Origin of the sequence: Actinoplanes subtropicus (assembly GCF_000721705.1) — a bacterium.
Lineage (GTDB): Bacteria > Actinomycetota > Actinomycetes > Mycobacteriales > Micromonosporaceae > Actinoplanes > Actinoplanes subtropicus.
In genome coordinates this window covers 333994-358350 of sequence record NZ_JOJL01000002.1, presented here as the reverse complement: position 1 = coordinate 358350, position 24357 = coordinate 333994, and the positions used below count along the sequence as shown (strand labels likewise).

The window sequence follows — 24357 nt, the reverse complement described above, 5'->3', positions numbered from 1 at the left end:
GGGCGTCAGTGGCGGGACTCGACCGACCCCGGCGCTCGCAGTGCACGGAACGCGGCCCGCAGCTCGGCGGCGAACAGCTCCGGTTCCTCCCAGGCGGCGAAGTGACCGCCCCGCTCGGCCTCGCCGTAGTAGCTGAGCGTGGGGTAGGCCTGCGCGGCCCAGCTGCGCGGCGTCTTCCAGATCTCGCCGGGGAACGCGCTGAAGCCGACCGGGACGCGCGGGTCCGGGAGCGGCGCGCCGCCCGCGCCGGGGGCGTCCGGGCCGTAGGCCTCCCAGTACGACCGGGCCGCGGAGGTGCCGGTGCCGGTCAGCCAGTACGCCGTGATGTTGTCGAGGATGTGGTCGCGGGTGAGGTTGCCGGAGGGCCGGCCGTCGACGAACGCGTGGGCGATCTTGTAGTAGGCGTCGGTGTCGTGGTCGATCATCCAGGCGGCCAGGGCGACCGGCGAGTCCAGCAGCGCGTACCCGATGGTCTGCGGGCGGGTGGCCATCTCCACGAAGTAGCCGTTGCCGCTGGTCTGGAAGGTCTTGATCGCGGCGAGCGCGGCCTGTTCCGCCGCCGTGCCGCTGGGCAGCGACGCCGGGTCGTTGAGCGCCGGCACGAGCAGGTTGGTGTGGATGCCGGCCAGCCCGTCGGGACCGATCCGGCCCATCGCGTCGGTGACGCCGGCGCCGACGTCGCCGCCCTGGGCCACGTACCGGTCGTAGCCGAGCCGGCTCATCAGCTCCGCCCAGGCGCGGGCGGTGCGGGCGAGGTCCCAGCCGGTCTCGGCCGGTTCGCCGGAGAAGCCGTAGCCGGGCAGGGACGGCAGCACGAGGTGGAACGCGTCGGCCGCGTCGCCGCCGTGCGCGGTGGGGTCGGTCAGCGGGCCGACCGAGTCGAGCATCTCGATGACCGAGCCCGGCCAGCCGTGCGTCATGATCAGCGGCAGGGCGTCCTCGTGCGGGGAACGTACGTGGACGAAGTGGATGTCCACGCCGTCGATCTCGGTGGTGAACTGGGGCAGCGCGTTCAACCGGGCGGCGACCCGGCCGCCGTCGTACTCGGTCGCCCAGTACTCGCGGACGGCCTGGATGGTGGCCAGCTGCACGCCCTGCGTACGGTCGCCGACGATCTCCCGGGTCGGCCAGCGGGTCGCCGCCAGGCGGCGCCGCAGATCGTCGAGCGCGTCCTTGGGAATCTGCACGGTGAACGGTCGGATGGCATTGCCGGTCTGCTCGGACGTGGTCATGTCGGGCTGCCTCTCTGTCGGACTTGCCGGACACCTCTCAGCCTGGCCGCGTCCCGCTGTCGCTCGCACCCGTGATAGACCCTGGTCGGTGCCGCCCGTCAGACGGGGGTGCGCTGCCAGCGGGTCGCCAGGCCCCGGGGTTCGGGGGCGGCCAGCGGCGCGGTGGCGGAGTCGTCGCGGTTGGGCAGCGCGAGGCGGAAGACCTTCGCCCACGCCGACGCGACCTGCTTGGGCAGCGGCCCGCTGGTGTAGCTGAGGCCGTACCGCTCGAACAGGTCGCGCACCTTCGGGGCGACCTCGGCGTACCGGTTGCTGGGCAGGTCGGGGAAGAGGTGATGCTCGATCTGGTGGGACAGGTTGCCGGTCATGATGTGCATGAGCCGGCCGCCGGAGATGTTGGCCGAGCCGAGCATCTGCCGCAGGTACCACTCGCCGCGGGTCTCGCCCTCGATGGACGTACGCTCGAAGGTCTCGACGCCCTTCGGGAAGTGGCCGCACATGATCACTGAGTGCGTCCAGAGGTTGCGGATCAGGTTGGCCGTGAAGTTCGCGGCGATCGTGTGCAGGAACGAGGGCCCGGACAGCAGCGGGTGCACGATGTAGTCCTTGAGGACCTGCTTGCCGATCTTCCGGCGTACCTCCTTGACCGCGGCCCGGAAGGCCGGCGCCCGCCGGCGCTTGCGGGTGGCGAGATTGCGGCCGAGTTCGAGGTCGTACGCGGCGATGCCGTACTCGAAGAAGCAGGCGTTGACGAAGTTCCACAGCGGCTGGGCCAGGTAGAGCGGGTGCCACTTCTGGCTCTCGTCGACCCGCATGATGCCGTAGCCGAGGTCGTTGTCCCGGCCGACCACGTTGGTGTACGTGTGGTGCAGCTCGTTGTGCGAGTGCTTCCACTGCGACGCCGGCGAGGCGTTGTCCCACTCCCACCTGGTCGAGTGGATCTTCGGGTCCTGCATCCAGTCCCACTGGCCGTGCATGACGTTGTGGCCGATCTCCATGTTCTCGAGGATCTTGGCGATCGCCAGGCCGGCGGTGCCGGCCAGCCAGGCCGGCGGGAAGAGCGAGAAGAGCAGGACCGCGCGGCTGCCGAGCTCCAGCCGGCGCTGCACGCTGATCACCTTGCGGATGTACGCGGCGTCGCGCGCGCCCCGGCTCGCGATCACCTCGTCCCGGATGGCGTCGAGCTCCCGGCCGATCGCCTCGACGTCGGCCGCCGTGAGGTGGGCGATCGGATTGACGCTCTTGCGCTGCAGGGTGGTCACGAAGTTCCTCTCAGTGGTCCAGGTGGCAGGGGCCGGCGGCGGCGGAGACACACGTCTGTACGGGGACGACCTCCCCCTCGGTGACCGTGGTGAGCCGGCCGTCGCGCAGGTCGCGGACGGCGCCACCGGTCAGCGGCAGCACGCAGGTGAAGCAGATGCCCATCCGGCACCCCGAGGGCATCAGGACGCCGGCGGCCTCCCCGGCCTCCAGCAGCGGGACACTCCCGTCGGCGTCGACCACGGTGCCCGTACGGCCGAAGGTGACCTTGCCGCCTTCGCCGATGGCCGCCGTCGCCGGCCGGAAACGCTCGACGTGCAACCGGCCGGCGAGCCCGGCCTCGTCCCAGTAGGCGCCGAGATCGTCGAGCATCCCGTTGGGCCCGCACGCCCAGGTGTGCCGCTCGGCCAGGTCGGGCACCAGGGCGGCCAGCGCCTCCGGGGTGAGCCGCCCGTCCGCGCGGGTGTGCCGCTCGACCAGCCGGATCCGGCCGCTCGCCGCCAGCTCGCGCAGCTCGGCGCCGAAGACGACCGCCTCGGGGATGGGCGCCGAGTGCACGACCACCACGTCGCGCAGCTCGCCGAGGTGCGTGCGCAGCATGCCCATGACCGGGGTGACGCCGCTGCCCGCGGTCACGAACAACACCTTGGCCGGACGGTCCGGCGGCAGGACGAAGTCGCCGGCGGCCTGGTCGAGGTGCAGCACCTGGCCGGGCCGCGCGTGCGCGATCAGGTGGTTGCTGACCACCCCGCCGGGTACGGCGTTGACCGTCACGGACAGTCCGCCGGGGGCGCTGGTCACCGAGTAGGCACGCCACCGGCGGACGCCGTCGACGTCGACGCCGAGCCGCACGTACTGCCCGGGCTCGTGCGGCCGGAAGCCGCGTCCGGGCCGCAGCACCAGGGTCACGGCGTCGCGGGTCTCCGGCCGGACCTGCTCGATCCGGCAGCGCAGGACGCCGGGGTTGCGCAACGGCGCGATCTCGTCGAGGTAGTCGGCCGGCACCAGGGGCGTCGAAAGCAGCTCGACGACCCGCCACGCGCCCGATCGGAGGGCCTGAACAACCGCCATGTGCCAAGCTTCCGGATTTTCGGATCGGCGCGCCTGACCGCAGCATGTGGAAACGGGGGCGCGTTATTGTTCCGTACGAACAAATGGGGGTTGCCGTGGAGGGCGCACAGGAGTTCCGTATGTCCGCTGAGGCGGTCGCCCCGCTGAAGCGCGCGCTGCCCGCGGTCGCCGCGCACACCGTCGAGGCGATCACCAGCGGCGTCCCGGCGTATGCGCGGGCGTTCAGCGGCGATCTCGGGCCGAAGATCGAGACGGCCGTACGGGCGGCGCTCGCCACCTTCCTCAACCTGGTGTCCCGGCCGACCGGCGCCGCCGAGTCGCCGCTCGCGCCCGCTCTCGAGGCGGCGTACGCGCTGGGTCGCGGCGAGGCGCGCAACGGCCGCAGCCTCGACGCGCTGCTGGCGGCGTACCGGCTGGGCGCCCGGGTGGCCTGGCGGGAACTGGCCGCCATCAGCGTGCGCACCGGGCAGGACTCCGAAGCCCTCGCGCACTTCGCCGAGCTCGTCTTCGCCTACATCGACGAGCTGTCGGCGGCCAGCGTCGCCGGGCACGCCGACGAGCTGGCCACCTCCGGCCGCGCCCGCCGCCGGCACCTGGAGCGGCTCGCCCAGGCCCTGCTGGCCGGCGAGCCCGCGCAGGTGGTCACCGCCGCCGCCGAGCGCGCCGAGTGGCTGCCGCCGCGGACGCTCACCGCCGTCCTGGTGCGCGAGCCCGCCGCCGGCGCGGTGCTGGACCTGCTCGACGCCCGTACGCTGCTGGTGGCCGAGGCCGGCCCGGAGGAGATGTCGGTCCTGCTGGTAGCGGACGCGCACGGCTCCTCCCGGGCGCACCTGATGCGCCTGCTCGCCGGCCGCGGCGCCGTGGTCGGCCCGGCGCTGCCCTGGCTGCGGGTGCGCGACTCGCTCGAACGCGCCGTGCGCACGTCCCGCTTCGCCGCCAGCACCGGGCGGGCCCCGATCGACACCGAGGACCACCTGGTCACGCTCGTCCTCACCGCCGACCCGCAGGCGCTGGCCGACCTGCGGGCCAAGGCGCTGGCCCGCTCGCCGCCGAGCGGGAGCCGATGACCGCCCGGCTGGCCGAGACCCTGCGCGGCTGGCTGCTGCACCACGGGCGCCGCGACGAGGTCGCCGCCGAGCTGTCCGTCCACCCGCAGACGGTGCGCTACCGGATGACCCGGCTCCGCGAGCTGTACGGCGACCGCCTCCGCGATCCGCACTGGCTCCTGCTGCTCACCGTCGCCCTCGGCGCGAAGGATTGACGGGGAACATCCATCAGATACATTGATGCGCATTGATATCTCCGCGGTTCCGGGACCCGGACCCCACGAGGGCCGCCCATCGGAAACGCTGACGAGAAGGGTAACCACGTGCGCATCCTGCGACGTCCACTCTGGGTGGCCTGCCTGGCGATCGGGACCGCGGTCCCGATGGTCAGCGCCGCCGAGGCGAACGCGGCACCGACCGCCGGCACCACCGGCATCACCGGCATCACGGCCACCGTCCAGATCGGCCGGGTGACCGGTGACGCCCTCACCGTGCGCTTCACGGCACGGAACATGTCGGCATCGACGGTCGACGTCCTCTCCCGGGACCTGTCCGTCCTGGCCGTGACCAGGGACGGCGTACCGGTCCCCTATCGCGGCAAGCTGATCAAGTACGCGGCGCCGACCGCGGCCGATTACATCCGCATTCCGGCCGGCGGCACGTACGCCGTGACCGAGAACCTGGCGGACGACTACGACCTGTCGCAGCCGGGAACCTTCACCGTCGCCCCGGCCTCCACCCAGGTGCGGGCCACGCGGGCGGCGACCGTCCGCACCACCACCGGCATCCGCCAGTCCCGCAGGACGGCCGGCGCCGCGCCGGCGACCACCGAGCGGGTGACGGCCGCCGCCGGCGCGGTCACCATCACGTACCGCGGGTGCTCCTCGAGCGAGAAGACCGCGATCAAGCAGGCCGTCGGCGACGCCGCGACGATGTCGACGAAATCCCAGAGCTGGCTCGCCGCGAACCCGTCCGGCGGGGGCGCCTACACGACCTGGTTCGGCACCTACAGCTCGTCCCGATTCTCCCGGGTGACCTCGGCGTACAGCCACATCACCAGCGAGCTGACCAGCAAGACCGTGACGCTCGACTGCACCAGTGACGAGGACTACTACGCCTACGTCTACCCGGACGACCCCTACGTCATCTACCTCTGCAACGCGTACTGGCCGGCGCCGGCCACGGGGACCGACTCCAAGGCGGGCACGCTCATCCACGAGTCGAGTCACTTCACCGTCAACGGCGGCACCGACGACCACGTCTACGGCCAGACCGCGGCCAGGCAACTCGCCAAGTCGAACCCGGCCAACGCCGTCGACAACGCCGACAACTACGAGTACTTCGCCGAGAGCCGCTGACCCATCGCGCCACCCATCGGACAGCCCGTTCCACCACGCCTTGGAACGGGCTGTTCGCCGCGCGCCTCCGGCACCCGTTGACGGCGACCCATCGACTGGGATCAAATCGCAGCAGGCATCTGATCTTTCACACCGACTTCACGGGCAAATGGCGCGATCCACGAGACCGCCACCGCCACACATCGGATGAAAGGGCCTCGATCCCATGGGACTGCGCAGACGAGACCTCCCGGCACCCGCCGATCCGCGACGGCGACCGGGTCACCATGCTCGGGTACCGGGGCGGGCCGCTGCACTGGACGCGCAACCCGTCCGGCGGCATCGCCATCGAGGTACCCGACGCGGCCATCCGCGCCGCCAATCACGTCTGGACCTTCAAGGTGACCTGGCGGCGCTGACCGCCGGCTCAGGCGGCGATGCCCGAGCCGTTCAGCAGGGCCAGCAGCGTCGGCCGGGCCGAGCGGCCGGCCACCGCGATGAGACCACCGGCGACCGCGATCGACCGCGCGGGCTCGGCTCCCATCGAGGTCTCCCATCGAAGGGTGCCGTCCAGATCGACCGCGATCACGTCACCGCCGTCGAAGGAGGCAACGAGGCGACCGCCGTCCGAGCACGCCAGCGCGCCGAGTCGCTCCGGCGCGATCCGCAGGTCGACCACCGGCTGGAAGTCGGCGTCATAGCAGGCCAGCTGCCCGTTCTCGGCGGCGATCACCAGCAGCGTGCTCGACCAGGCGCAGGCTCGGACCGCCGTGCCGGTCAGGCGGATCCAGTCGCCCGGTTCCCGCCCCGGACGCCACAGCCTCGCCCAGCCACTGCCGGTGATCGCGACGACCTGGTCGCCCCGGCAGTGCGTGGCCACGACCGGCTGACCGCCGCTGAGCTCCGCCTGGCCGACGCAATCGCCGCTGCGAACGTCCCACACCGCGGTACGCCCGGTGCCGGCCGTACTGAACAGGCAGCGGCCCTCCGCCACCCATCCGGTGGATCGGGGGCGACCCGCCGGCCCGGCCCACTCGGCCACGCATTCCGGCCGGCGATCGTCCGGGAGCCGCCACACGGCGACCGTGCCGTCGGAGGCCGCCGTCGCCAGCATGGTGGCGGCGGCCGGGTTCCACGCCGCCGCGACGATGCCGTGACGCATCCGCAGCCGCCCGGCCCGAACCGGGCTCGCCGGGGCCGACGTATCCCACAGCGCCAGTTCACCGTTGGGTGCGCTGATCGCGAGCCGGCGCGCGTCCGGGCGAAACGCCATCGCCGCGTAGCGGAAATCCCTCACAGCCGTGCCCTTCGTCCGCTCGTGCCGAGGGCGCACAGCAGCCGAGACGGGTGCTCCACGGTGGCGGCCGTGAAGCACCCGTCGTTCGCGCGGCACCTCGATCGGACAGCGCCGACGGGCGCCGTGATATCACGATGACCATTCACAGGAATCCACGCGACGCGAACATGGGAATGCGCGCAAATGCGTGAATGCGAAGCGGGGTTTGAAAAGTCCTGGTCAGATCGATGTCGCTAGGGAACGACTAGGTTCCGGATTCGGCGGCCGGCGATACCGGCAAACCGGCCCCCGACCAGGCCATCAAATCCATCGAACATTGCGTTTTCAGTCCTCGGTGGGTCGCGAGCCGCCGCCACGGCAATGGGCTCAAACGATGCACCCGGACATTCTCTTATACGGATAGATGATCCGCAAGCATCAAATAACGCCCGGGTGTACGCTGCCGACGGCCGCCGGGCCGGGCGCGTGCAAACCGTCCATGTCCGATGCGTTCAAGGAATACGGAGTGCACGTTTACCAGCCGGCCGGACGTGCCTGATATTGACTCGATGACGACCACTCCGCCCGCCTCATCGTCAGAGTACGAAGGCGCGGTTGCCCTCGCCCAGGCCGCCCCGGCCGAGATCACCGCCTACGGCGACCATGTTCTGGCCGTCGAACCGACCGGCGCGGAGCCGGTCCCCGCCGAGGCCCGCCACGGCCGGCCGCTCAGCCTGCTGTGGACGTGGACCTCGCCGAACATGGAGTTCGCCACCGTTTTCATCGGCGTGCTCGGGGTCGGCATCTTCGGCCTCGGCTTCTGGCCCGCCGTTCTCGCCATCGCCCTCGGCACCGGGCTCGGCGCCGTCGCGCACGCCTTCCTCGGCCTGGCCGGGCCGCGCTTCGGCGTGCCGCAGATGGTGGCCGGGCGCAGCGGCTTCGGCTTCTACGGCAACGCGCTGCCCGCCGGGCTCAACGCGCTGACCGCCGGCATCGGCTGGTTCGCGGTCAACAGCGTCAGCGCGGCCTACGCCCTCAACACACTGCTGGGCTGGCCGCTGCTGCTGTGCCTGTTCATCGTCGTGATCCTGCAGGTGGCCATCGCGTTCTACGGGCACAACTTCATCCACAGCGTGGAGAAGTACACCTTCCCGGTGCTCACGGTCATCTTCCTGGCCGCCTCCGTGGTGATCCTCGGCAAGGCCCACCCCGACCAGGGCGCCAGTGCCACGGCGGCGCCGGGCGCCTTCTGGCTCACCGCGGGCGCGGCCTTCGGCTATGCCGCGGGCTGGACGCCGTACGGCTCCGACTACACCCGTTACCTGGCGAAGGCGACGCCCAAGTGGGCCGTGGCGCTGTGGCCGGGCCTCGGCGTGTTCGTGTCCTGCGTCCTGCTGGGCGCGGTCGGCGCGGCCTCCGCCACCGTCGCGATCCCGGCGGACGTCGCCGCCAAGCTCAGCCCGACCGCGGCCTTCACCTACAGCCTGCCCGGCGCGCTGGCCAAGCTGACCCTGCTGGCCATCGCGATCGGCGGCATCGCGGCGAACGCGCTCAACATCTACTCCGGCGCGCTCTCGTTCGTGGCGATGGGCATCCGGCTCCCGGCGGCGGTGCGCCGCGCCACGGTCGCGGTCGTCTTCGGGGTGGCCGGGACGCTCGTGGCCTGGGCGGGCCTCAGCGACTCGGCGACGAAGTACACCGACTTCCTGCTGGTCATCACGTACTGGATCGGTCCGTGGCTGGGTGTCACCATCACCGACCGGTATCTGCGCCGCGGGCAGGCGGACGGCGAGATCGCCGCGCTGCTGGAGGACACCTCGTACCGCGTGTGGGCGGGGCCGCTGGCGATGGCGCTCGGCACGGCCATCGGCGTGGTGCTGTTCTCCAACCAGACGGAGTTCGTCGGTCTGGTCGCCAAGCATTTCCCGGGTATCGGCGACATCGCCTTCGCGGCCGGATTCGTCAGCGCGGCGGTGCTCTACCTCGGCCTGTTGAAGGTGCCGGGTCTCGCTCCCCGCCGGGGTTGACGGCGCTCCAGTCGCTCCGGTCAGGCGATGCGCCGGGGTTGACGGTGCTCCGGTCAGCCGATCGCGCGCAACACCCGCCGCGCGCAGGTCGCCAGCAGCAGCCCGGCGTGCGACTCCGGGTCGGCGACCGGACCGCCGAGCAGGGACTCGATCCGTTCCAGCCGCTGATACATCGACTGGCGGCCGATGTGCAGAAGCGCGGCCGTACGGGTGGGGCTGCAGCCGTTGCGGAGGTGGATCTCCAGGGTCCGCACCAGGTCGCTCGGGTGGTTCGCCTCCCACTCGAGCAGCGGCCCCAGCGCGTTCGTCACGAGCCGGGCCAGCCGGTCGTGCGACTCGGGCGTCAGGCCGTCGCCGACCAGTTCGCGCTCCAGGGCCAGCGCGCGCGAGGAGGTGACCAGGGGAAGGACCTGGGGACCGGGCGGCGGCACGACCAGCGCCAGCCGGAGCGTCGCGCGCGCGTCGCGCAGGGAATCGCCCCACCTCGTCCAGGCGGCCTGGGCCGGCACCGCGTGGCCCAGGGCGACGGTGACCGCCGGGGCGTCGCTCGCGCCCAGCGCGGCCGACACCTCCCGCTGCGCCCACCGCACCGGGTCTCCCCCGCACCCGGCCGACACCGAGATCAGCCCGAGCACGACTCCGGACAACGAGGCGCGCAGCAGCGGCGCCCCGGAGCGCCGCGCCATCCGGTCGAGCGCCGCCAGCGCATCCCTCGGATCGGCGGCCTGGGCCGCCACCCCCACCAGATGGTGCGCCCGCTCCGGCCGGAAACCGACGGCCTGCGCCCGGGCCACTACCTCCGACCGGCCCAGCGCGGTCCCGTCCACCAGGTCGCCGAGCAGAGTCACGCGGCGCGCCTCTTCCACGCTCCTGCGCTCGTGCCCGTGCGGGCCGATGGGGCGATCGGCCAGGGACTGCGCCACGATCGCCGTGTTGGCCGTCTCGGCGATCCGGATGAACGGCACCACGCGCCGCAGGACCACCAGGGGCAGGCCCCGCTGCTTGCTCTCGTCCACCAATTCGTACGGCATCTCGGGCAGTGAGCGCCCCACCTCGATGGCCACCGCCGCGACGCCGCGCTCGGCCAGCTCGCGAATGTAGTGCCGGCGAGCCCCGGCGTCGACCCCGGCCAGCCCCAGCCCGGTCGTCAGCAGCAGTTCGCCGCCGGACAGCAGCGGCCCGATCTCGTAGATCTCACTCGAATGGACCCACCGCACCGCCCGGTCCAACTGCTCCTGTCCGGCCAGCACCTCGGCGGCGGCCTCGTCCAGCACGTCGAAGCTGAGGATCTCGCGTAGCGTGAGGGCGGCCATGGCGGACTCCTGCTCTCGGGCGGCCCCCGCCGGGCACATTGTCCGCCGCGGCCTGCTCCGGAGGATACGGACCGCACATTGCACGGGCGTTTCCGTCCGGGCGAGAGTGGGGGCATGACGCACGTCGCCTCGTTCGAGGCTTTGCTCGCGGTCGCCCGGCAGGAGGCCCGGCTCGGCCTGGCCGAGGGCGGCATCCCGATCGGCGCGGCCCTGTTCGGCCCGGACGGCGAACCGCTCGGGCGCGGCCACAACCGCCGGGTGCAGGACGGCGACCCCTCGACGCACGCCGAGACCGCGGCCTTCCGCGCGGCCGGCCGGCAGCGGGACTACCGCGGCACGACCATGGTCACCACGCTCTCGCCGTGCTGGTACTGCTCCGGCCTGGTCCGGCAGTTCGGCATCGGCCACGTCGTGATCGGCGAGGCGACCACCTTCCACGGCGGTCACGACTGGCTGGCCGAGCACGGCGTACGGATCACCCTGCTGGACGACCCCGAGTGCGTCGCCCTGATGCGCGACTTCATCGCGGCGCGGCCCGAGCTGTGGTTCGAGGACATCGGCCAACCGGAAGACTGAGGAGTTTCAGCGTGTCCCTCATCCCCACCATCGACCTGGGCCCGTGGCGCTCCGGCGACCCGCAGGCCCGGGCGGCCGCCGCCCGCGAGGTCGACGCGGCGCTGTCCACCGCCGGGTTCCTGCTGGTCACCGGGCACGGCGTGACGCGCGAGACCCGCGACCGGGTGCGGGCCACCGCCCGGGCGTTCTTCGACCTGCCCGTCGAGGTCAAGCAGCGGTACTCGGTGGCGGTCGGCGGGCGCGGCTGGCTGGCGAAGGGCGCCGAGGCCAACGGCTATGCCGAGGGCACCGAGACCCCGCCCGACCTCAAGGAGTCCTGGACGGTCGCGGCGGACCAGCCCATCGGCGACCCGGAGATCGACGAGTACTGGTTCCGGCCCAACCGCTGGCCCGCCGAGGCGCCCGAACTCCAGGCGGTCGTCGAGGACTACCTGGCCCGGATGCGGGGCATCGCGGACGAGTTGCTGCGCCTGCTCGCCGCGGCGCTGGGCCAGCCGGAGGACTTCTTCACCCGGCACACGTCCCGTACGACGTACGGCTTCAATATCAATTGGTATCCCGGCGTCTCGGTGGTCGGCGAACCCGAGCCGGGCCAGTACCGGATCGGTCCGCACACCGATTTCGGCACGGTGACCCTGCTCGACCGCCAACAGGGCAAGGGCGGACTGCAGGTGTACGTCGATCCGGCCGACGGCGGCTCCGGGTGGCAGGACGCGCCGTACGACCCCGAAGCACTGACCGTCAACATCGGCGACCTGATGGCCCGCTGGACCGGCGACCGGTGGCGCTCCGGGCGGCACCGCGTGCTCGCACCCACGCCGCAGGCCCCGGAGGAGGATCTGATGTCGCTCGTCTATTTCTACGAGTGTGATCCGCACACCACGGTCGCGCCGCTGCCCGCTCCGCTCGGCAAGGTCGCCTATGAGCCGGTGGACTCCTCGGTCTACTTGAAGGCGAAGCTGGACGCCATCACCGTCGGCTGACCGGTCCGCTGATCCAGGCGGCGACCTGGGTGCGCCGGCTGAGGGCGAGTTCGGCCAGGATCCTCTGGACGTGGCTCTCGGCGGTCCGCCTCGAGATCAGGAGCCGGGCGGCGATGTCCCGGTCGGTCAGGCCCTGCGCGATCAACTCGGCGACCTCACGTCGTGCCGGAGGTTACCGGCGCCCGGGGGGAGGCAGGCACGGCGCCCATCCTCGCTCGCCGATCCGCTTGCGGCGACCGCGGCCGCCCCCGACGACGCCGACCGGGTTCAGCATTCACCCCGACGGGCGAACGCCGGTTGACGAGGATTCCGGGTGAGCAGCCTGCGGATCTCCTCGGCGACCAGGTCCGGCGCCTCCTCGGCCATGAAGTGGCCGCAGCGGACCGGGACGTGGTCGAGGTCCGGGGCCCACGCGCGCCACCGCGCGGCCGCATCGAAGCCGAGCTTCGAACCCCAGTCCTGTTGCAACACCGTGACCGGCATCCGCAGGGTATTGCCCGCTGCCCGGTCCGCCTTGTCGTGCTCGATGTCGATGCCGGCCGAAGCGCGGTAGTCGGCGACGATCGACGGGACGGCCGCACGGCCGGCCTTCAGGTAGGCCTGGCGCACGTCGGCCGGGATCGCCTCCGGGTCGCTGGTCCACCGGTCGAGGAAGTAGCCGAAGAAGTCGTCCGGCGCGCCGGCAATCATCTTCTCGGCGAGGCCGGGCGGTTGCGCCATCAGGTACAGATGGAAGCCGACCGCGGCGTTCACGCCCCGCATCACCTCCCACATGTCCAGCGTCGGCAGCACGTCCAGCGACGCCAGGTGCGTGACGCTCTCCGGGTGGTCCAGCGCGGCTCGGATCGCGACCAGGGCGCCGCGGTCGTGCCCGGCGAGGGCGAATCGGTCGTGTCCCAGCGCCTTCGCGAGGGCCACGATGTCCGCGCCCATCGTCCGCTTGGAGTAGGTGTCCGGCCCGGCCTCGGCCGGCTTGTCGCTCGCGCCGTATCCCCGCAGGTCCGGGCAGATGAGAGTGTGGTCGGCGGACAGCTCCGTGGCGACGTGACGCCACATGAGGTGGGTCTGCGGGAAGCCGTGCAGCATGACGATCGGGCTGCCCGTACCGGTGATCGCGGTGTTCAGCGCCACGCCGCCGGCGACCGGGACGCGTACGTATTCGAAGCTCAAGGTTGTTGCCCTTCGGTTGGTCTCAGCTCGAATCGACTGTCCCGGGTTCGGATGAGCAACGAATGAGCGGAGCGATAGAGTGGCCGCGGTGGGGCGTATCCGATTCGGCGTCCTCGGCCCGGTGATCGCCGAGGACGCGGCGGGCCGGCCGATCGCGCTGAAAGGCCCGATGCACCGCGCGGTGCTGGGCCGGCTGCTGGTGGCGCGCCGCCGGGTCGTCCCGGTCGACGCGCTCATCGACGATCTCTGGGTGGCGCCACCGGCGGGTGCGCTCGCCGCGGTCCGCACCTTTGTCGCGGCCCTGCGCCGGGCGCTCGAGCCGGACCGGTCGCCGCGTGCGCCGGCCACCCTTCTGATCACTCAGGGCTCGGGGTACGCGCTGGCGGCCGCCCCCGCCGACGTGGACGCGTGGCGGTTCGAGGACGCGGTGGCGTCGGCGCCCACGGCGGATCCGGCCACCGCGCTCCGTGTCCTCGACGAGGCGCTTGCCTGGTGGCGGGGTCCGGCGTACGCGGACTTCCCGGACGCCGCCTGGCCCCGCGCCGATCGATCCCGCCTGACGGAGCTCCGCCTCCAGGCCGTCGAACAGCGAGCCGAGGCACATCTCGCGCTGGGCCGGCCGGCCGAGGCGGTGCCGGACCTCGACGAGCACGTGACCGCGCATCCATGGCGGGAGCGGGGCTGGTATCTGCTGGCGCTGGCGCTCTACCGGTCCGGGCGACAGGGTGACGCCCTCGCGGTGCTGCGGCGCGCTCGCGACCTCCTGGCGGGCCAGCTCGGCGTCGACCCCGGACCTGCTCTGCGTACCCTCGAAACCGACATCCTCCGGCAGGATCCCCATCTCTCCGGGCCGGACGGCCCCGCCGCGGCGGTCTGGGAGCGGGCCGCGAAGGCGTTCGACCGCGTTCGGGTGGGCGGCGCCCGGGCACGGCTGGAGTCGGCGGTCGGGCTGTTGCGCAATCTCGCGGTGACCGGCTCGGACGGTCTCTCGGTGGCCCGTGAGCAGCGTGCGGCGGCGGTCGCCGCGGCGGAGCAGCTCGACGACCCCGAGCTGACGGCCCGGGTGATCGGTGCCTACGACGTGCCGGCGATCTGGACCCGATCCGACGACCCGGTCCAGGCGACGACGATCGTCGCGGCGGCGGAACGCGCTCTGTCCGGGCTGCCGCCGGCTGGGCATGAGCCGGCGCGGGCCCGGCTGCTCGCCACGATCGCTCTGGAGTCGCGGGGCACGCACGATCCCCGGCCGCTGGAATGCGCCCGCCAGGCCGAGTCGATCGCCCGGGAGCTGGATGACCCGGCGCTGCTGGTGTTCGCCCTCAACGGCGCCTTCATGCAGAGCTGCCATCGCACCGGCGGCTCGGCCCACCGGGACGCCGTCGGCACCGAACTGGTCGCTCTGGCGAGCCGCCACGACCTGGTCACCGCGGAGGTACTCGGTCATCTGATACGCATGCAGGCGAGTTGCGCGACAGCCGCGTTCGACCCGGCCGATCACCATGCGGGCGTGGCCGACCGGCTGTCCCGGCGGCACGAGTTGCCGCTGGTCGCAGTGTTCACGCAGTGGTACCGGGCGCTGCGTGCCGACGTTGCGGAGAAAGTCGCGGACGCGGCCGCGGAGCGTGGGTACCGAGCGGCGGCCGAGCGCCTCGATCACGCCGGGATGCCGGGCATGCGCGACGGGCTGCTGCCGCTGGCTCTGCTCGGGATGAGGGTGCGGCGCGGCCTGCCGATCGGCAGCCTGTCCGGTGCGGACTGGGGGCCGTACGAGCCGTGGGTCCGGCCGCTGCTGGAGCCGGGCCGGACCCCGCTCGCCGATGTCCCCGATCCGCCCGCCGATCTGCTGGCCGAGGCGTTGTGGTGGCTGTTCGCGCGGGCCGCTCTGGACGCCGGCGACGTGCCGGCCATGGTCCGTGCCCGGACGGCACTGGCTCCGGCGGCGTCCGAATGTGCGGGTGCGGCCAGTGGCGCGCTGACCTTCGGCCCGGTGTCGGAGGTGCTGGCGGCTCTGACCCGAAGTTGATCACGCGCGGACCTGCGACGGCGTCCGGCCCCACCAGCGGCGGGCACACCGGCTCAGCACGGCCGGCTCGGCGAGGCCCAGGCGGTTGCTGATCTCGGTGAGCGGCAGGTCGGTTCCGGTCAGGTACGCGCGGGCGCGCTCGCGGCGCACGCAATCCAGAATCTCCGCGAAGGTCAGGCCCTCGTCGAGCAGACTCCGCTGCAGCGTACGGGGATGAACCGCGACCGACCGCGCGACCTCGCCCAACGTGGCCGCCGGCCCACCCAGTCGCTCGGCCAGCGCATGCCGGACCCGCCATGCCAAGGTGGACCGCGGGACGGTGCCGACCTTGTCGGAGAGAACGCCGGCCGGGAGCCGCAACAGGGCAGCCGGGCGCCCGGGGCGCACCTTCGCACCGAACCTCTCCGTCCAGCCGTGCACGTCGGCCGCCGGCCCGGGCAGATCGACCGAGCGGGGACCGTAGTCGCCGGCCAGATCGCGCAGGCGCCGGTGCAGGGCGAGCAGCGCCCGCTCGGGGTCGCGGACTCCGCCGGGCAGCCGCAGCCCGACGACCTGCCGCGCGCCCTCGGGGTCGTGGACGAGGACGAACGGCGCCCCGCTGAGCTCTTCGACGACGGTCGGCATGCACCGCAGGATACGGTGACGAAGATCCGGTCGTCTTCGATCAAGGACCGCGCGGCACGGCACCCGTAGCGTCGCCGGCGTGGACACCGAAACCGAAGTCATCGTCGCCGGAGCGGGACCGGTCGGGCTGATGGTCGCCGCCGAGCTACGACTGGCGGGCGTCGACACCGTCGTGCTCGAGCGGGCGCCCGAGCCCTCCCCGCATCCGAAAGCGCTGGGGCTGCACGCCCGTACGCTGGAGCAGTTGGCCATGCGCGGCCTGATCGATCCGTTCCTGGCCGACGGGATCCGGGTGCCGTCCTGGCACTTCGGGTTTCTCCCGGAGCGGCTCGACCTGACCCGGCTGGACACCGCGTACCCGTTCCTGCTGGCGTTCCCGCAGAATCGCACCGAAGCGCTGCTCCAGGAGCGGGCGCTCGAGCTGGGTGCCCGGATCGTCCGCGGCGAGGAGGTCACCGGGCTGACCCGGACCGCGGACGGCGTCCGGGTCGAGACCGCGGTGCGGGCCTGGCAGGCGGGCTGGGTCGTGGGCGCGGACGGCGCGGGCAGCACCGTCCGCAAGGCGGCCGGCATCGGCTTTCCGGGTACGGACGGCGACACGTGGGCCTACCTCGGGGACGTGCGCGCGGACGCGCCGCCGCCGGCGGGCTACGGCGTTCAGAACGACAAGGGCGCGCTGATCGTGGCGCCGCTGCCCGGCGGGTTGCTGCGGTTCACCGGTTTCGACGCCGAGCGGCAGGATCCGGCGGGGCGGGAGCTGACCCTGGACGAGCTGCGCGAGACGACGGCGCGGATCTCGGGGCAGGAGTTCGGGCTGCGCGACCCGGTCTGGCTGAGCAGGTTCACCAACGCGACGCGAGTGGCCGCGGACTACCGCCGGGGACGGGTACTGCTTGCCGGGGACGCGGCGCACATGCATTTCCCGGCCGGCGGTGTGGGCCTCAACCTCGGCCTGCAGGACGCCATGAACCTCGGCTGGAAGCTCGCGGCCGTGGTGCGGGGACATGCGGGCGAGGACCTTCTGGACAGTTATCAGACCGAGCGCCGCCCGTGGGCCGAGGACGTCGCCGAGCACACGCTCGCGCAGACCGCGCTGATCACCGCGACGACCCCGGCGGGCCAGGCCCTGCGGCGCCTGCTGAGCGATCTCATCCGTACGCAGCCCGAGTTGTCCCTGGCCCTCGCCCGCCGCTTGACCGCCCTGGACGTGCACTATCCCGCCCCGGGGAAGCATCCGCTGGTGGGCACGCGCGTCGCCGGGGTCGCGCTGCTCGACGGGCGCCCGGCCGTGCTGGGGTCGACGGTCGTCCGGCCCGACGGGTACGTCCTGGAGGCCGGCGCGGTCCGTGGGCAGTCGACCAGCTGAGCGTGATCGTCCGGCGCGTGCGGGACGGGCGGCTGCCGTGAGGACTCGCCGCCCGCGCGTGTAACGCGGTGGCGGTGTGCCGAGACGGTAGGGCATCGACCGAGGAGGAACCGATGCCCGAAACCCGCTACGACGACCTGCGTGCCCTGTTCATCAACTGCACCCTCAAGCGCTCTCCGGAGCTGACCCACACCGGCGGCCTCATCGACCTCAGCCGGGCGATCCTCGAGAAACAGGGCGTACGGGTCGAGGTGCTGCGGGCCGTCGACCACGACATCGCCACCGGGGTCTGGCCGGACATCACCGAGCACGGCTGGGCCTCGGACGCCTGGCCCGAGATCTATCGCGAGCACGTCCTGCCGGCCGACATCCTGGTCATCGCCGGCCCGATCTGGCTGGGCGACAACTCCTCGGTCACCAAGCAGGTCATCGAGCGGCTGTACGCCTGCTCGCACCTGCTCAACGACGCCGGCCAGTACGCCTACTACGGCCGGGTCGGCGGCTGCCTGATCACCGGCAACGAGGACGGCGTCAAGCACTGCGCCCAGAACATCCTCTACAGCCTGCAGCACCTGGGCTACACGATCCCGCCGCAGGCCGACGCCGGCTGGATCGGCGAGGCCGGCCCCGGCCCCTCCTACCTCGACCCCGGCTCCGGCGGTCCGCAGAACGACTTCACCAACCGCAACACCACCTTCATGACCTGGAACCTGCTGCACCTGGCCCGGCTGCTCAAGGACGCCGGCGGCATCCCCGCGCACGGCAACCAGCGCAGCGAATGGGACGCCGGCTGCCGCTTCGACTTCCCCAACCCCGAATACCGCTGAAAGGCGCGCCGCCCGCGCCTTCGTCGCCGACGACCACACCGCGCAGGATGTCGTGCAGGAGGCGGGGCTCGGCGTCCTGCGCGGCATCGACGGGTTCCAGGAGCGGTCCTCGCTGCGGACCTGGGTCTACCGGATTCTCGTCAACAAGGCCAGGACCCGGGGCGTACGGGACGCCCGCACCATCCCGGCCAGCAGCCTCGACCCCGACCACGGCCGCGCCGTGGATCCGTCCCGGTTCCGCGGCCCGGACGACCCGTACCCCGGGCATTGGCGCGGCCGGGCCGCGCTGCGCGCCGTGCTGGAGCAGCACTGGACCAAGGAGACGACGGCATGAACTGCGACGAGTTCGTCGAACTGGTCACCGCCTACCTCGAGGGCGCCCTCCCACCCGAGACGCGGCAGCGGTTCGTCGAACACCTCGCCGAGTGCGACGGCTGCGACCGCTACCTCGACCAGATCCGCACCACCGTGCACGACCTGGGCCACCTGCCCGCGCAGCGGCTGGCGCCCGACGCCCGCGACCGGCTGCTGGCAGCCTTCCGCGACTGGCCCAGGGGTTCCTGACGACAACCCTCGGCCGCTCCCTCGGCGACGCCGTCGACCGGGTCGCGCCGGCCTGCTCCGGCGCTACCTGGCCACGCTGGACGGGGTGCCGCCCGGCGGCCCGTCCGCGGCCGTGGCGGCCCCGCCCGCCCGGTAGGGCCTGTTCGATGGTGTCAGGAAGATTCTGAACACCTTTGTTCGCCCAGTTCAGGCCGTGTCAGACCGATCTGACAAGGTCGGCCGGGTACCGAACAGCGGGTCCGTTCTCGCAAAGTGGTCGGGCGTCCCTGAACGCTCGAACCCAAGGAGACATGTTGAAGACCAGCATGGTCGGCCGGATCGCCGCCGGCGCCGCGGCCCTCGCCGCCGGCGCCACCACGATCGTCGCGGGCCCCACGGCCGCGCTCGCCGCCGACGTCAACCCCTACTCCGCATCCGCTCTCTGCGGGTCCGGCTACAGCGTCGTCGACTACTTCAAGGACGACGGCAGGGCGTACATCTACCTGCTCTACAACAGCGGCAACGGCAAGAACTGCGTGGTGAGCCTGAAGCAGAAGCAACTCGGGAGCAAGACCCACGTGTCCGCGGTCCTGCAGACCAAAGCCACCGTCAAGGTGGACTCCGGCAACTACGGCTACTACGCCGGCCCGGTCTACCTCTACGCACGCAACGAATGCGTCTCGTTCGGCGGCGAGGTCACGGTCAACGGCGAGCTGAGCGTTTACAGCAGCGACTTCCGCTACTGCGGCTGAGCAATCCCGCTCCGGGTGGCCGCTTCGCACGAACCGGCCACCCGGCTCGATCTGGCCGGATCCGGTCACGCTGAAACGTTGCAATCCGCGCGGCTACTGCCTACGTTCGGGAAGATCCGGACCTCCTCCGTCCGGACCGAACGGCCGGCGCCTCCCCGCCGGCCGCAGAAAGGGTAGGCCCCGATGCGGAATCGCAGCATTCGCCGCGCAGCCACCGCCGCCGGCACCATCGTTCTCCTGCTCCTCGGTGCGGCGTCACCCGCCGCCGCCCACCCACGGCCCGCGCCGTCGTGGGCGAAGTACGTCGTCGCGCCGGACAGCCGGGTCGTCTCGCCGGTACGGGTGCTGAGCACCGCCGGTGACGTCGCCAACGCCGGCGGCACGCTCGGCCGCGGGGTCGCGACGCTGTCCCGCCCCCAGCCGCCGGCCCGTCCGAAGTGGGCCGCCGGCACCACGGCGACCGCATCGTCGTACCACGCCGGCAACAACGGCAACGACGGCCGGCCACGCACCTATGTGCCCGGCAACGCCATCGACGGCGACACCGACACGTTCTGGAACGACGACACGTTCGGCGCCTACCCGGATGTTCTGACGATCACCGCGCCCGCCGCGGTGGACCTGCCCGGCATCACCCTGCTGTCCAACTCGGACGGGGTCCCGCAGGACTTCACCGTCGAAACCTGGGACGGCAGCGCGTGGCAGGCCGCGGCGACCGTCACCGGCAACGCGGAGGTCAAGCGCCAGGTGCCGTTCGCCGCACCGGTGCACACGTCCCAGGTGCGGATCACCGTCACCGCCGACCAGTCGTCCGGCAAGGGCGACTTCACCCGGGTCAACGAGGTCTATCCCGGTCTCGTGCCGGACGACCCGCCGGTGCCCAGCGTCACGGTGGACTTCGGCAAGGTGGTGGCCGGCTATCCGGTCGTACGGTTCGCGGGCGCCTCGGCCGCGAACGTCGGGGTCCGGCTCTCGTTCTCCGAGACGACGCAGTACCTCGGCGACGTCTCCGACTTCAGCCGGTCGTACAACGGCGACAGCATCACGCCCGGCTCCGACCAGGTCGCCGTCGGCACCAAGCCATTCACGTGGACGGACAAGCACGGCTGCGCCGAGGGGACCAAGGTCTGCGCGGACGGCCTGCACGGCTTCCGCTACCTGAGGATCAGCCTGGACGCGCTCGCCGCCGACGCGCCGGACACGGTCGCCTACGGCACCGTGCGGATCGGCGCGGTCTCGCTGAACTTCACCCCGTACCTCGGCACGCCGGCCAGCTACCAGGGCTGGTTCGAGTCCTCCGACAAGCAGCTCAACCAGTACTGGTACGACGCCTCCTACACCAACGAGCTGATCACCGACACCTTCCGCGCCGACGACATCGACCCGCGCGGGGCGGCCACCAGCGGGCTCGAGGGCAAGGTCGTGCTCACCGACGGCGCGAAGCGGGACCGCGACCCGTACGTCGGCGACATCGCGGTCTCCGGCCGTACCGACTATCTCACCCACGCCGTCGGCGAGGCGGCCCGGAACGTGCTCGCCGACCTGGCCGACCACCAGCGCGCGGACGGGTGGATCCCGCCGGCGTCGATCGGGAACTACACCCTGCCGCTCTTCGACTATCCGCTGTACTGGGTGACCAGCAGCTGGGACTACGTCCTGTACACGGGCGACACCGGCTACGCGCGGACGTACTACCCGAATCTGCTCAAGGTGCTCGACACCTGGTACCCGTCGGTCACCGGCGCCGACGGCCTGCTCCAGAAGGGACTCGACGGAACCTCCGGCTACGGCGATTACGCCTTCCTCGGCCGTACGGGTGAGGTCACGTACTACAACGCGCTTTACGTCCAGGCATTGAACAACGCGGCCGCGCTGGCCGCCGCCCTCGGCCACGACGACGACGCGGCCCGTTGGCGCTCCCGGGCCGGAACGGTGGCCGGCGCCGTCAACGCCCACCTCTGGGACGCCGGCGCCGGGGCCTACCTCGACTCGGCCGTCGGTTCGGCGCGGCACGCCCAGGACGGCAACGGCTACGCGGTGCTCAGCGGCGTGGCCGACCAGACCCGGGCGAGCAGCGCGCTCGGCTACCTGTCGGCGCACACCACCACGCCGTACGGCAATGCCTTCATGGACAACGACACCCTCGTCCCGGACGGATCCCAACGCGTCTACGCCTTCACCTCGTACCCCGAGATCCTGGCCCGCTTCCGCACCGGGCAGGCCGATTCCGCGATCGATCAGATCAAGCGGATGTACGGCTGGATGACGAGCCACGACCCGGGCATCACCGCGTGGGAGGGCATCGGGGCGGGCGGTTCGATGTACGAGGGCCCGTACACGTCGGCGGCGCACGGCTGGTCGACCGGCGTGCTGCCGGCGCTCACGAACGAACTGCTGGGCGCGACACCGACGGGTCCCGGGTTCTCGACCTGGACGGTGCAGCCACACCCCGGCACCGTGGCCTGGGCGCGCGGTCAACTGCCCACGCCGCACGGACCGCTGCGGGTCAGCTGGACGGCCGGCGCCGGCCGGTGCGCGTTCACGCTGACCGTCGACGCCCCCCGCGGCACGTCCGGCGTGGTCTCGGTGCCGGCGAACGGCAAATCCGTGCGGGTGCGGCTCGACGGCCGTACGGTGCGGGTCGACCCGGACGGCTCGTACGTCACGCTGACCGGCATCCGCGGTGAGCACACCATCACCGTCACGACGATCGGATCCTGACCTGCCTACTGTCCCGCACCACGGCGCCCCGGACCGCGAGCTACGAGCCGACGAGCTCGCGGTCCTGGCCCTGCTGGCCCAGGGCCTGCCCCTGGAAGCCGTGGCCCGGCAACGTGCCATCTCCGAGCGCACCCTGCGCCGGCGAACCAGGGCGATCTGCGATGCCCTCGGCGTGCCCGCGGCCATCACCGCCGTCGCCTGGGCCGCGCGACAAGGCCTCCTCTGAACGCCTCGCTCAAGCAGGGCGTACGCCAGGGTCGGGATCGTAGAGGAACACGCTGGACGTGGCTTCCTGCTGGAAGAGCACGGATGGCCACCAGGGTGCGTCCGGCGGAACCTGTACCAGGGTGGCCCGCCGGTCGAGTTCCGCGGTCAAGTCGTTGTCCAGGATGGCCGGCGCGGAGAGGGGTTGGTGCATGAGGAAGTCGCGGGGACCGAGGTACAGGTAGCCGTCGATTCCGGGGTAGCCCTTGCCCGGATCCAGCGGCGGGTCTTCGGGCAGTGCGAAGTATGCGGAGTCCAACTCGCGCCGGCCAGCGGCGACTCAGCCCTGGCCCAGAGCCTCATGGCGAACCTGGTCAGCAACGCCATCCGGCACAACCTCGACGGCGGCCGGGTCGAAATCTCCACCGGGATCATCGAGGGGCGCGCGGTCGTCAACGTCCGCAACACCGGGCCGGTGGTCCCGCCCGATGAGGTCGAGCGCCTCTTCCAGCCGTTCCAGCGTCTCGGCAACCCGCGAGTCCGCCGAGCCGACGGGCACGGACTCGGCCTGGCCATCGTCCGCGCGATCGTCACCGTCCACCGTGCCGAACTCAGCGCCCACCCAAGGCCCGAAGGCGGCCTGGACATCAGCGTCAGTTTTACCAGGCTCTGAGTCGGCGGATTTATCAATAATCTTAAATTTTTCCCAGCCTGGAGACATGTGGGGACATAAGTGCTTCGATTCGTTAATCAGTTTTACTAACGATTGACGGAGAGGTCCCGCCCATGCCATCCCCCCGCACGCGCTACGTTGTGGCGGCCGCCGCGGCTCTCGCGCTGGCCCTGCCGATCGGTCTCAAGGGCGCCGACGCCGCCACCACGGCCCCGGCCGCCGCGTCGTACACGCCCGCCGAGGTACTGGCCGGAGTCCAGGCGAACATGACGACCGCGAACAAGGTCAATTCCAAGCCCCACATCAACACCATGACGCGGGCCCAGAACGTGAACGTGTACCAGGTGGCGACGGGGGTCTACGCGTACACCTCCAGCATGGCCATCGACACGGACGGCAGCGACCCCGATCCCGACCCCGACCACCAGGGCGAGACCACCTGGCAGGACAGCAACGGCAAGAGCCTGGGCGCGCACCACGTCCCGTTCTACGTGCTGGGCGACGACTGCTGGGATCGCAAGTCCCCCTGCCCGCACTTCTTCTACAAGGAACACGGCATGACGGGCCGGCAGTTCGCGCTGATGTTCTACAACGGCAAGTGCATCGGCTCGATCTTCGGCGACACGCAGACCGCGAACAACCAGACCACCTCGGACAACGACTCCCGCGAGCTGGGCGAGGCGTCGGTGAAGGCGGCCCAGCTGCTCGGCATTCCCAGCAGCGGCACCACCGGTGGCGTCGACAACGGCGTGACCGTGGTGATGTTCTCGGGCTCGTCCTGGGTCGTGAACGGCACCAACGCCAACCTGAACACCAACACCCAGGCCCTTGTCCAGAAGGCCCTGGACACCCTCGGCGCCAGCATGGGCGGCACCCCGCCCACCACACCGCCGACGACACCGCCCACGACCCCGCCGTCGAGCAGCACCTTCGAGGCGGAGACGGGCACGCTGTCCGCCGGTGGCACGTTCGACTCCAACCACAGCGGCTTCACCGGCACCGGCTTCGCCAACACGGCCAACCAGGTCGGCTCGTACGTCGACATCCCGGTCACCGTGGCCGCCGCCGGCACCAGAACCGTGAGCTTCCGGTACTCCGACGGCACCAGCGCGGCGCGGCCCGCGACCATCTCGGTCAACGGCACCTCGCGCGGCACGCTGAACTTCCCGGTCACCGCGAACTGGGACACCTGGTCCACCGCATCCATCTCGGTGCCCCTGACCGCCGGCACCGACACCATCCGGGTCACCGGCACCACCGCGGGCGGCACCGCCAACATCGACTCCGTGACCATCTCCCAGTAGATCCACCATGCACCACGTCCCGGCGCCGG

22 protein-coding genes and 3 pseudogenes are annotated in these 24357 nt (G+C 71.8%); 16 read left to right on the top strand and 9 right to left on the bottom strand.

Annotated elements, in window-relative coordinates; all coding sequences use genetic code 11:
* Positions 1 to 5: 5 nt before the first annotated feature.
* The 3 genes from IH26_RS0103605 to IH26_RS0103595 all read right to left on the bottom strand — a co-directional run bounded on the left by IH26_RS0103605 (position 6) and on the right by IH26_RS0103595 (position 3563).
* Entirely contained in the window at positions 6 to 1232 is a 1227-nt protein-coding gene (locus IH26_RS0103605) for an epoxide hydrolase family protein (protein WP_034213432.1), read from the bottom strand.
* Positions 1233 to 1330: 98 nt separating this feature from the next.
* Positions 1331 to 2494 (bottom strand): fatty acid desaturase family protein, encoded by a 1164-nt coding sequence (locus tag IH26_RS0103600; protein ID WP_030434649.1) that lies wholly within the window; start codon positions 2492 to 2494, stop codon positions 1331 to 1333.
* 10 nt (positions 2495 to 2504) lie between these two features.
* Complete coding sequence (locus tag IH26_RS0103595) at positions 2505 to 3563, bottom strand: ferredoxin reductase (protein WP_030434648.1); 1059 nt, start codon at positions 3561 to 3563, stop codon at positions 2505 to 2507.
* Between the two features lie 83 nt (positions 3564 to 3646).
* Here IH26_RS0103595 and IH26_RS53065 point away from each other — a divergent pair.
* From IH26_RS53065 to IH26_RS63785, 3 genes and pseudogenes are all read left to right on the top strand, one after another.
* Positions 3647 to 4824, top strand: a pseudogene (locus IH26_RS53065) (PucR family transcriptional regulator).
* Between the two features lie 108 nt (positions 4825 to 4932).
* A complete protein-coding gene (locus IH26_RS0103585) occupies positions 4933 to 5967 on the top strand; it encodes a M35 family metalloendopeptidase (RefSeq protein ID WP_157437019.1) in 1035 nt (344 codons plus the stop codon).
* Positions 5968 to 6233: 266 nt separating this feature from the next.
* The gene (locus IH26_RS63785) at positions 6234 to 6365 is read left to right on the top strand and encodes a hypothetical protein (RefSeq protein WP_281179678.1); all 132 of its coding nucleotides are present in this window, start codon (positions 6234 to 6236) and stop codon (positions 6363 to 6365) included.
* An 8-nt stretch (positions 6366 to 6373) separates the two neighbouring features.
* Here IH26_RS63785 and IH26_RS0103575 read toward each other — a convergent pair whose 3' ends face one another.
* Positions 6374 to 7243, bottom strand: coding sequence for a WD40 repeat domain-containing protein (locus IH26_RS0103575; RefSeq protein WP_030434646.1), 870 nt, complete (start codon positions 7241 to 7243; stop codon positions 6374 to 6376).
* 548 nt (positions 7244 to 7791) lie between these two features.
* Between IH26_RS0103575 and IH26_RS0103570 the strand changes: the two genes are divergently transcribed.
* A complete protein-coding gene (locus tag IH26_RS0103570; RefSeq protein WP_051807410.1) occupies positions 7792 to 9249 on the top strand; it encodes a purine-cytosine permease family protein in 1458 nt (485 codons plus the stop codon).
* A gap of 53 nt (positions 9250 to 9302) precedes the next feature.
* Here IH26_RS0103570 and IH26_RS0103565 read toward each other — a convergent pair whose 3' ends face one another.
* Entirely contained in the window at positions 9303 to 10562 is a 1260-nt protein-coding gene (locus tag IH26_RS0103565) for a PucR family transcriptional regulator (protein WP_030434644.1), read from the bottom strand.
* Positions 10563 to 10676: 114 nt separating this feature from the next.
* Between IH26_RS0103565 and IH26_RS0103560 the strand changes: the two genes are divergently transcribed.
* Both IH26_RS0103560 and IH26_RS0103555 read left to right on the top strand, forming a co-directional pair.
* Positions 10677 to 11138 (top strand): nucleoside deaminase, encoded by a 462-nt coding sequence (locus tag IH26_RS0103560; RefSeq protein WP_030434643.1) that lies wholly within the window; start codon positions 10677 to 10679, stop codon positions 11136 to 11138.
* Between the two features lie 11 nt (positions 11139 to 11149).
* Positions 11150 to 12121 (top strand): isopenicillin N synthase family dioxygenase, encoded by a 972-nt coding sequence (locus IH26_RS0103555; protein WP_211268563.1) that lies wholly within the window; start codon positions 11150 to 11152, stop codon positions 12119 to 12121.
* On the opposite strand, the pseudogene IH26_RS57540 reads toward IH26_RS0103555, so the two are convergent.
* A pseudogene (locus tag IH26_RS57540) lies at positions 12108 to 12269 on the bottom strand (LuxR C-terminal-related transcriptional regulator); the annotation flags it as partial. The gene IH26_RS0103555 and the pseudogene IH26_RS57540 overlap by 14 nt on opposite strands.
* A gap of 119 nt (positions 12270 to 12388) precedes the next feature.
* Entirely contained in the window at positions 12389 to 13291 is a 903-nt protein-coding gene (locus IH26_RS0103545) for an alpha/beta fold hydrolase (protein ID WP_051807408.1), read from the bottom strand.
* 88 nt (positions 13292 to 13379) lie between these two features.
* Between IH26_RS0103545 and IH26_RS0103540 the strand changes: the two genes are divergently transcribed.
* A complete protein-coding gene (locus IH26_RS0103540) occupies positions 13380 to 15314 on the top strand; it encodes an AfsR/SARP family transcriptional regulator (RefSeq protein WP_030434640.1) in 1935 nt (644 codons plus the stop codon).
* On the opposite strand, the gene IH26_RS0103535 is transcribed toward IH26_RS0103540, so the two are convergent.
* Complete coding sequence (locus IH26_RS0103535) at positions 15315 to 15938, bottom strand: helix-turn-helix transcriptional regulator (protein ID WP_051807406.1); 624 nt, start codon at positions 15936 to 15938, stop codon at positions 15315 to 15317.
* 79 nt (positions 15939 to 16017) lie between these two features.
* Here IH26_RS0103535 and IH26_RS0103530 point away from each other — a divergent pair, with 79 nt between their 5' ends.
* The 7 genes and pseudogenes from IH26_RS0103530 to IH26_RS57535 all read left to right on the top strand — a co-directional run bounded on the left by IH26_RS0103530 (position 16018) and on the right by IH26_RS57535 (position 22373).
* Entirely contained in the window at positions 16018 to 17304 is a 1287-nt protein-coding gene (locus tag IH26_RS0103530; protein ID WP_030434638.1) for an FAD-dependent monooxygenase, read from the top strand.
* 113 nt (positions 17305 to 17417) lie between these two features.
* Positions 17418 to 18131: a flavodoxin family protein gene (locus tag IH26_RS0103525; RefSeq protein ID WP_030434637.1), complete on the top strand. Its 714-nt coding sequence runs from the start codon at positions 17418 to 17420 to the stop codon at positions 18129 to 18131.
* A gap of 16 nt (positions 18132 to 18147) precedes the next feature.
* Positions 18148 to 18465 (top strand): annotated as a pseudogene (locus IH26_RS63780) (RNA polymerase sigma factor); the annotation flags it as partial.
* Positions 18462 to 18695, top strand: coding sequence for an anti-sigma factor family protein (locus IH26_RS0103515; RefSeq protein ID WP_030434635.1), 234 nt, complete (start codon positions 18462 to 18464; stop codon positions 18693 to 18695). The pseudogene IH26_RS63780 and the gene IH26_RS0103515, both read left to right, overlap by 4 nt.
* 290 nt (positions 18696 to 18985) lie before the next feature.
* Positions 18986 to 19426, top strand: coding sequence for a hypothetical protein (locus tag IH26_RS53060; RefSeq protein ID WP_030434634.1), 441 nt, complete (start codon positions 18986 to 18988; stop codon positions 19424 to 19426).
* Between the two features lie 183 nt (positions 19427 to 19609).
* Positions 19610 to 22147 (top strand): alpha-L-rhamnosidase-related protein, encoded by a 2538-nt coding sequence (locus IH26_RS0103505; protein WP_051807404.1) that lies wholly within the window; start codon positions 19610 to 19612, stop codon positions 22145 to 22147.
* Positions 22110 to 22373, top strand: coding sequence for a helix-turn-helix domain-containing protein (locus IH26_RS57535; protein WP_211268562.1), 264 nt, complete (start codon positions 22110 to 22112; stop codon positions 22371 to 22373). Before IH26_RS0103505 ends, IH26_RS57535 begins: the two co-directional genes overlap by 38 nt.
* Positions 22374 to 22382: 9 nt before the next feature.
* On the opposite strand, the gene IH26_RS55430 is transcribed toward IH26_RS57535, so the two are convergent.
* Positions 22383 to 22670 (bottom strand): hypothetical protein, encoded by a 288-nt coding sequence (locus IH26_RS55430; protein ID WP_030434632.1) that lies wholly within the window; start codon positions 22668 to 22670, stop codon positions 22383 to 22385.
* Between IH26_RS55430 and IH26_RS0103495 the strand changes: the two genes are divergently transcribed.
* Both IH26_RS0103495 and IH26_RS57530 read left to right on the top strand, forming a co-directional pair.
* The gene (locus IH26_RS0103495) at positions 22560 to 23024 is read left to right on the top strand and encodes a sensor histidine kinase (protein ID WP_281179677.1); all 465 of its coding nucleotides are present in this window, start codon (positions 22560 to 22562) and stop codon (positions 23022 to 23024) included. The genes IH26_RS55430 and IH26_RS0103495 overlap by 111 nt on opposite strands.
* A 113-nt stretch (positions 23025 to 23137) precedes the next feature.
* A complete protein-coding gene (locus IH26_RS57530; RefSeq protein WP_084598590.1) occupies positions 23138 to 24328 on the top strand; it encodes a glycoside hydrolase family 75 protein in 1191 nt (396 codons plus the stop codon).
* The last annotated feature ends 29 nt before the right edge of the window (positions 24329 to 24357 follow it).